We start from the raw sequence: 6,753 nt of genomic DNA on the forward strand, positions 1-6,753 counted from the left end.
GCTCAGCTTTAGCTGAGCTGCGACTGGAGTTAGTTTAATCGGATCGGGCTTCCTGTCCATTCCGTGCCATCAGCTAATTTCTCGCCTTTCATAACTAATGAAAGTGGCTCCAGTTTCACATCATCTCCGATTTCACTGTCATAAAGAATTATAGTTCTGGAACCGATGCTACATCTGGCTCCAATTTTAACGGTACCCACTTTCATTACCCGATCTTCAAAAAGGTGAGTTTGTGGTCCACAATCTTCATTTAAGGCGGTGTCGTCTCCGATACTTACCATATCATGTTCTGTAATATCAGTGGTGTTTAGCCATACCCTTTTCCCAAATTTGACTCCAAACAGGCTCAGCATCATTGGTAAGAATGGTGTACCTTTCATAAATTCCAGTAAAAATGGAACGGCAAGCGCCTCGTAGGTCGTGGTGTTTGCTTCACTTCGCCATACTTTATGCGTCCACATCGGATGTTGTTCCGCTTTGAATTTGCCTATAGTAATCCATTTTAAGAGCAATGTTACGAGTAGTGCTGGTCCTCCCATATAAAAGAGGTAGTAAAATGGAACTTTTGGTGCTTCTTTTAAGATTTGCCATAATGTTCTGTCCTTTACTAAATCGTGGCAATAAGCTATAAATAATACACTACAGCAAATGATGACGGTTTCCGGCAGAATAATTCTTATTCCTTCAATAATGGTTCTTGCCGTTCTTCTGCCAATGGTAGGGCTGGTGGTGAGTTCAGGAGGATAATTTCCGCTATTTTGTCTTTTGGGTAAGGCAATAGCAGGAGATCCAAACCAGTCTTTTGTATTTGATTGTTTCAGTTGATCTGCGGTTGGAGGAGTAGATAGTACACCAATTAACATATCATCAGCCAATTCATATCCTTGAGGAATCAGGGCACTGTTGCCCACGAAGCTTCTGTTGCCAATTTTGGTGTGATCGAGTATGAGTTGTTGTCCGCGAATATCTTCTTCACCAAGTGTAACAGCATCAGCAATAAAAGATTCATCCCCAATTTCCAATAAGGTATGTGTCACATTGCTGGCAGTAGAAATTTCCGTGTTTTTACCAATTTTAGCACCTAGCATCCTGAAAAATGAAGAAATGTATACCGTAGCGTACATGGGATGCAGGACGATGAGCGAGGTGGAGATCAATTGATCTGATAACCATTTTCTGACATATGTCCAGCCATATACAGGGTAAGTGCCGGGTTTCATTTTATAAAGCAATAACCTGGATAGCAGGATGGTTTCCAGGGCATAAATGATGATGTAGACGATAGTGAGTAAGGGGATGTGAATAAAATAATTGAAATTGTAATCAGGAGCCTGTGTATCCATGTAATTTAACATTTCAATCAATGGAAGTAAGGGCAGTAAGATGACAATAGGGAAAAGGATGAGCAGGATGGTATATAGTAAACCGTAGCACTTTCTTTTGAAACCAGAAACGATTAAAGGCTGTGGAAGTTCCTCCTGACGTTTGCTGCCTATTGGTTCTGCAGGACTGCCTTTCCAGACTTCTCTGGCGCGTATGTGCTGACCAGGTTGTAAATGACTCAGGTCTTGTAGTTCTCCCCATTCATCAATAACAGTATCCCCGGAAATGACGGCGCTCGTACCTATATAGGCATGATCGGCAATTTTAATTTTTCTCAGTTTTAAGAGTCCGTTTTCTACAATTACATTGTTGAGTACAACTCCAGAACTAATGCTGACATCACTGCCGATTTCCATTAAATCCTCCATTCCAACTGTAATGGAGCTGATTTGGGAATCCGGAGCCATTTTCATTCCCATCATTTTGAGATAGAAAGGATAAAGTGGGGTGCCGTTCATGAATTGAAGCGGGACCAGACGTTGTATGGATTTGACCAGCCAATAGCGGAAATAATAAGTTCCCCAAATTGGATAATCGCCTTCTTTTGTTTTTCCCAGGAGCAGCCATTTCATCACAATACTCAGGAGAGAAAATGTTGGTGCGATCAGACAAAATAATAAAAGGGCAGTAATGATTGCCCAGAACGTATCACCTTTGTCAGTTTCACTTTTGGCCAGTTGATAGTAATAGCCCAGGTACGGTACAAAAATCTGCGCTGCAAAAAGGGCATAAATCACCAGAAGTGAAAATCCCTGGGCAATTCCACAGATCCAGTAGCGCAGCGAATGGACTTTGTGAAAAGCTTCCTTATGCTTAGGTATATGTTGTTTTTCTTTTTCTGCGGCCAGGGTCCAGGTTTGGATCAGTTTACTGATCGGACGGTTTGTATAGATGTCTTTTAAAGAGGCCTGATGAAGATGAGCCTCTTTCCTCAGCCAGGAGGATAAAGAGGCTGCAAGTAAAGAATGGCCACCCAGATCCATGAAAAAGTCATTTTCAATGCTGATGGCTCTTCCTGGAAAAAGGTGTTTTAACCCGGCGATGACTTTGGTTTCTATATCATCATCAGGATGTAGGAGTATGGCTTCCTCAGGTTTAATATCCAGTAGAATTTGCGGAACCGGTAAGTCTTTTCTATTGATCTTTCCGCTGGGCAGTCTTGGCATTTTATCCATGACTACCAAAATTAAAGGAACCATGTATGGGGGTAGAACCTTTGCCAATTGCATTCTGGCTTCATGATCATCGAAAGAAACATTTGGTTTCAGGGAAACATATCCGATGAGTTGGTCCTGAAGGTTGGCATCTTTTTTTAAGGCTACGGCAGCGGCAGAAACATTTTCAAGTTCATTGAGTTTAACTTCGATTTCGCCAAGTTCTATGCGGTATCCCCGAAGTTTAACCTGGTCGTCCAGGCGACCACGAAAATCGATGCTACCGTCCGCCTGCATGATTACAGCATCTCCGCTCAGATAGATTCGTTCTCCTGGAAGTTCCTGAAGTGATGCTGGTTTGTTCAGGAACTTTTCTGCGCTGAGTTCGGGACGGTTTACATATCCATCGCAAACACCGGGGCCTGAAATGATCAGTTGTCCTTGTTCGCCGAATGGTAAAATCTCAAATTGTTCATTGACTACAGCCAGGTTGTAATTGGGGAGTGGATTGCCAATGGTGATGGGGTCACCAGGGCGGAGAGGAATCATGGTAGCGGTAACAGTGGTTTCTGTTGGTCCATAACTGTTATAAAAAACATTGGTACCTGGCTTGCTCCATCGGTTTAGAACCTGGGTCGTACAAGCTTCACCACCAGCATTAATCAGACGTATGGTAGGAATGTTGTCATCTATTACGGCCAGGAGACTGGGAACAGCATGAAGAATGGTAATGTTTTGTGCTCTGAAAATATCCGCAAGTTCATCAATAGATTTAGCGGTAGTTGCATCGGCAATCCAAATGGTTGCACCAGCAGAGAGGCTAATCCAGGTTTCTTCGCACCACATGTCAAATGAAACAGAGAATCCCTGATAAACACGGTCTTCAGGAAGGATTTGAATCACACTTTGTTCAGATCTGATCAGGTGGCAGATTTGACGGTGACTGATAGGAATGCCTTTAGGTTTTCCAGTACTTCCGGAGGTATACAATACATAGGCCACATCATCTGGCAATGCGGCTAGCTGATAGGCTGGGACAGGTGAATTAAAGTCGGGCCGCTCTGGAATGCGGAATACCGGGCAAGATCCTTCATCCAGGGCATCACTGAAGCAGGCCGATGCAGCTACTTCCTGCATCACGGTATGGACCCGGTCGGCAGGCATTTCCCGGTCTAATGGAACATAAGCTGCACCCGATTTTGCAATTCCTAAAATGGCGACAGGTAGTTCCAGACTTCTTGGCCACCATAAGCCTACACTATGGCCTCTTCCAATACCGTTTTTATTTAAAAAAGCAGCGATCGCATCACTCCAGGCATCTAGTTCCTTGTAGCTGAGGCTTTGATCGTTAAAAATTAAAGCGGTTTTATGAGGGACTATTGCTACAGTATTCCTGATGAGGTCTCCAATGGTTTCGTCTCTGCAGAATTCAGGACGTATCTTGCCAATAATAATGCTTTTTGAATTCATGAGCACGCGGAAATTTAGTTAAACTAAATAACCGTTTTTTTTTGACAAAACCACTAAAAACAAAGGGGACATTCTTCTAAATGATGAATGTCCCCTTTACATAATTGGTTTATCCGATTAAGCGAAATCTAGCCAGGAGCTATTTACTGCATAATCATCAATAGATTTTACGTTATTTTCAAATTGAAGGGAGGCAATTAATGCTGAAACCTCCTGTTTAACCATGGTAATGCAGTTTTCAACCAGGTCTTTTCTGTATCCTTTTTCCTGTAGTTTTAGTACATATCCAACGCAGATCACTCTGGCGATTATTTTACCAAGATCTACCATTTTACGTTGAGAAAGGTTTTCCGACAATTGGAATGACAATTCTTTCTTAAAATAAGCAACAGGTGATGCAGTAATTTTTAATTCAGCAAGGTAATCAAACAGGTTAGACTGTTTTTGTTTCTTCATGGAACGGGTAATCATTTCTGCTGCCTGGTTATATAGCATTTCATTTGATCCCTCAAAAATTTGGAATGGACGGCTGTCCATGATGCCACGACCACCGATATGGCTGGTTCTATAACCTTTTGCTCCAGAAAGTTGTACGAGCAATTGTGCAGATTCCTGCATTAAATCGGTCACCACTGCTTTCATGGTATTTGCTTCCAGACCTTCCATGGCCAGGTTATGTGCTATGCCACTAATCTCACTACTGTGGGCGCACATGGCAGAGCAAATCGTATAAGCAGATTGAATTCTCGACAATTGGAACTGTACATTGTCGATGGCCATTAAATTGCCGCTACCCACAATTCGCGTACGGCAATGCTGCATGGCTTCATCTAACATTCTCTTAATGAAACCCATTCCCATTCCCGGGAATTGCATCCTGCTTCTATGAAGAATGTCCAGCATCATTTTGATACCAGTAGTTTCTGGTTTTAATCTGAAATTCTGTGGAACAACAAGGTCAAGCTGGTTTAATCCATAAGGGATCATATACAAGCCTGGATTGTCATAAAGCTCTTCTACTACAATATGCTGTTTCGGTTTAGTGATGTCGCAAAGGAAAAAATCGATATCTCTTCCTAAATCACCATTTTCATTTTCGTTTCTTGCGGCGATGATCCAGTAATCGGCCATCCCGGTAAGTCCTTGCCAGTGTTTGGTTCCTTTAATCTGGTAACCTTCAGGAACAGCTTTGCTGGCTGTTTTCATATTCAATGCATCACTGCCATAATCAGGTTCAGTGATCATCAGACCTCCCATTTGACCTTTTTCCAGAAAATTATCGAAGATTCCTTTCTTTACGGATTCATCAGCATATTTTGAAACTGGCTCTAAGAAAAGTGCGATATTGATACCAAAAGTAAGTGACAGGGGTAGGGATTCATAAGAGGCTGCGGCTAAAAGGCCCAAACATTCTTTAACGATACTTCCACGGCCGCCGTATTCAGTAGGAATGGCTACAGAAAGTGGTTTCTGATCCATAATTCCTTTAAGAATTTCTGGGGGTAATCCTCTTTCCAGGCTCAGTTGATCAATGTCTGCCTGGACATGAAACAAGTGTTTCAATGTTTGCTCGAAGTCTCTGATGTAATCAGAAAACTTGATGTCGGTTAATGTCATATATAGAATACAAGTATTTTAAAAAGATCGTTAAGCAAATAAGTGAATATTTATTTAGAATCTCTATAAATAATAAACAATTTTTGCTGAACATCGAATCCAAAATAATGACAATCTCGTGGAACATAAAATGATCACGGTCACATTGATTTGATTCTTTATGGATGCGAAGGTTGCTAAGCCCTCTTACACAGCTGTTTAATCTAATCTCAGCAAAAATGAAAACGAAAATACGTTCCATTGTGCTCAGGATAGTACCGAAATATACGGTTTATGCCTATTTAAAAGGTTAAAAATAAAAAAAAATAACCGAAATGGTAGCTGTTTTAGCGCATGTCTGTTAAAGTGCCTGGAAATTATTTAGTTAAAATTTAATTAAATCATCAGATTGGGGATCCGATAAATCACCACATTTTTGAAGCAATTTGATTTCTTTTTAATTCGGGGAGACCGGATAATTTCTTTGATGAAGTCGCATGGTTTTGCGTAGATTTATCCAATATTTTAATCGATTATGCTGTATATTTTTGACCCCGAAACTGATTATATCCTCGAAGACGAGCAGGCGCTGTTACGTCCTTTACAAATTTCAGATTTTGAAAATCTAAAGACCTTTGCGATCAATGAACCCGAACTGTGGACCTATTCCTTACAGCATGCAGGAACTGAGCCTGCAATGAAACAATATATTGAAAAGGCACTGATTGCTAAAGAGAAAGGGCTGGCTTATCCTTTTATCGTTTTTGATAAACTGAAACAGCGGTATGCGGGAACTACCCGGCTATATGATATTGATTTATCCAATAAATGTTTATCGCTGGGCTATACCTGGTACGGGAAAGAATTTCAGGGAACAGGATTGAATAAGCATTGTAAGTTTTTGCTTTTCGAATTTGTATTTGAGCAGATGGGAATGGAAAGGGTTGAATTTCGCCTGGACAGCCAGAATGAACGAAGTATGCGGGCGATAAAAGGTTTAGGTTGTAGTTTTGAAGGTGTATTACGAAGTAATGGTTATCGTCCTGATGGTACCAGAAGAGATTCCGCTATCTTGAGTATGTTGAGGGAAGAGTGGTACGCCGGGAAAAAGGAGCTGTTGAAGAATAAATTGATTTGATGAAGTTTTTTT

Annotated in this window: 3 protein-coding genes; 1 reads left to right on the top strand and 2 read right to left on the bottom strand. The window is 41.2% G+C overall.

The features are described 5' to 3' along the window. Positions 1-29: 29 nt before the first annotated feature. Together R2Q94_RS10350 and R2Q94_RS10355 are read right to left on the bottom strand one after the other, a co-directional pair. On the bottom strand, positions 30-4,007 hold the full coding sequence (locus tag R2Q94_RS10350; RefSeq protein ID WP_316821378.1) for a Pls/PosA family non-ribosomal peptide synthetase: 3,978 nt from the start codon (positions 4,005-4,007) through the stop codon (positions 30-32). Positions 4,008-4,124: 117 nt separating this feature from the next. Beyond that, a complete protein-coding gene (locus R2Q94_RS10355) occupies positions 4,125-5,624 on the bottom strand; it encodes an acyl-CoA dehydrogenase family protein (protein WP_316821379.1) in 1,500 nt (499 codons plus the stop codon). A gap of 514 nt (positions 5,625-6,138) precedes the next feature. On the opposite strand from R2Q94_RS10355, the gene R2Q94_RS10360 reads away from it, so the two are divergent. Further along, positions 6,139-6,741, top strand: a complete 603-nt coding sequence (locus tag R2Q94_RS10360) for a GNAT family protein (RefSeq protein ID WP_316821380.1) — start codon at positions 6,139-6,141, stop codon at positions 6,739-6,741. Positions 6,742-6,753 lie beyond the last annotated feature (12 nt).

It is taken from the genome of Pedobacter gandavensis, assembly GCF_032678465.1.
Classification (GTDB): Bacteria; Bacteroidota; Bacteroidia; order Sphingobacteriales; family Sphingobacteriaceae; genus Pedobacter; species Pedobacter gandavensis_B.

Excerpts from the sequence above, each read along its gene's own strand:
- R2Q94_RS10350 (WP_316821378.1), bottom strand. The coding sequence starts at position 4,007 with ATGAATTCAAAAAGCATTATTATTGGCAAGATACGTCCTGAATTCTGC.
- R2Q94_RS10355 (WP_316821379.1), bottom strand. The coding sequence starts at position 5,624 with ATGACATTAACCGACATCAAGTTTTCTGATTACATCAGAGACTTCGAG.
- R2Q94_RS10360 (WP_316821380.1), top strand. The coding sequence starts at position 6,139 with ATGCTGTATATTTTTGACCCCGAAACTGATTATATCCTCGAAGACGAG.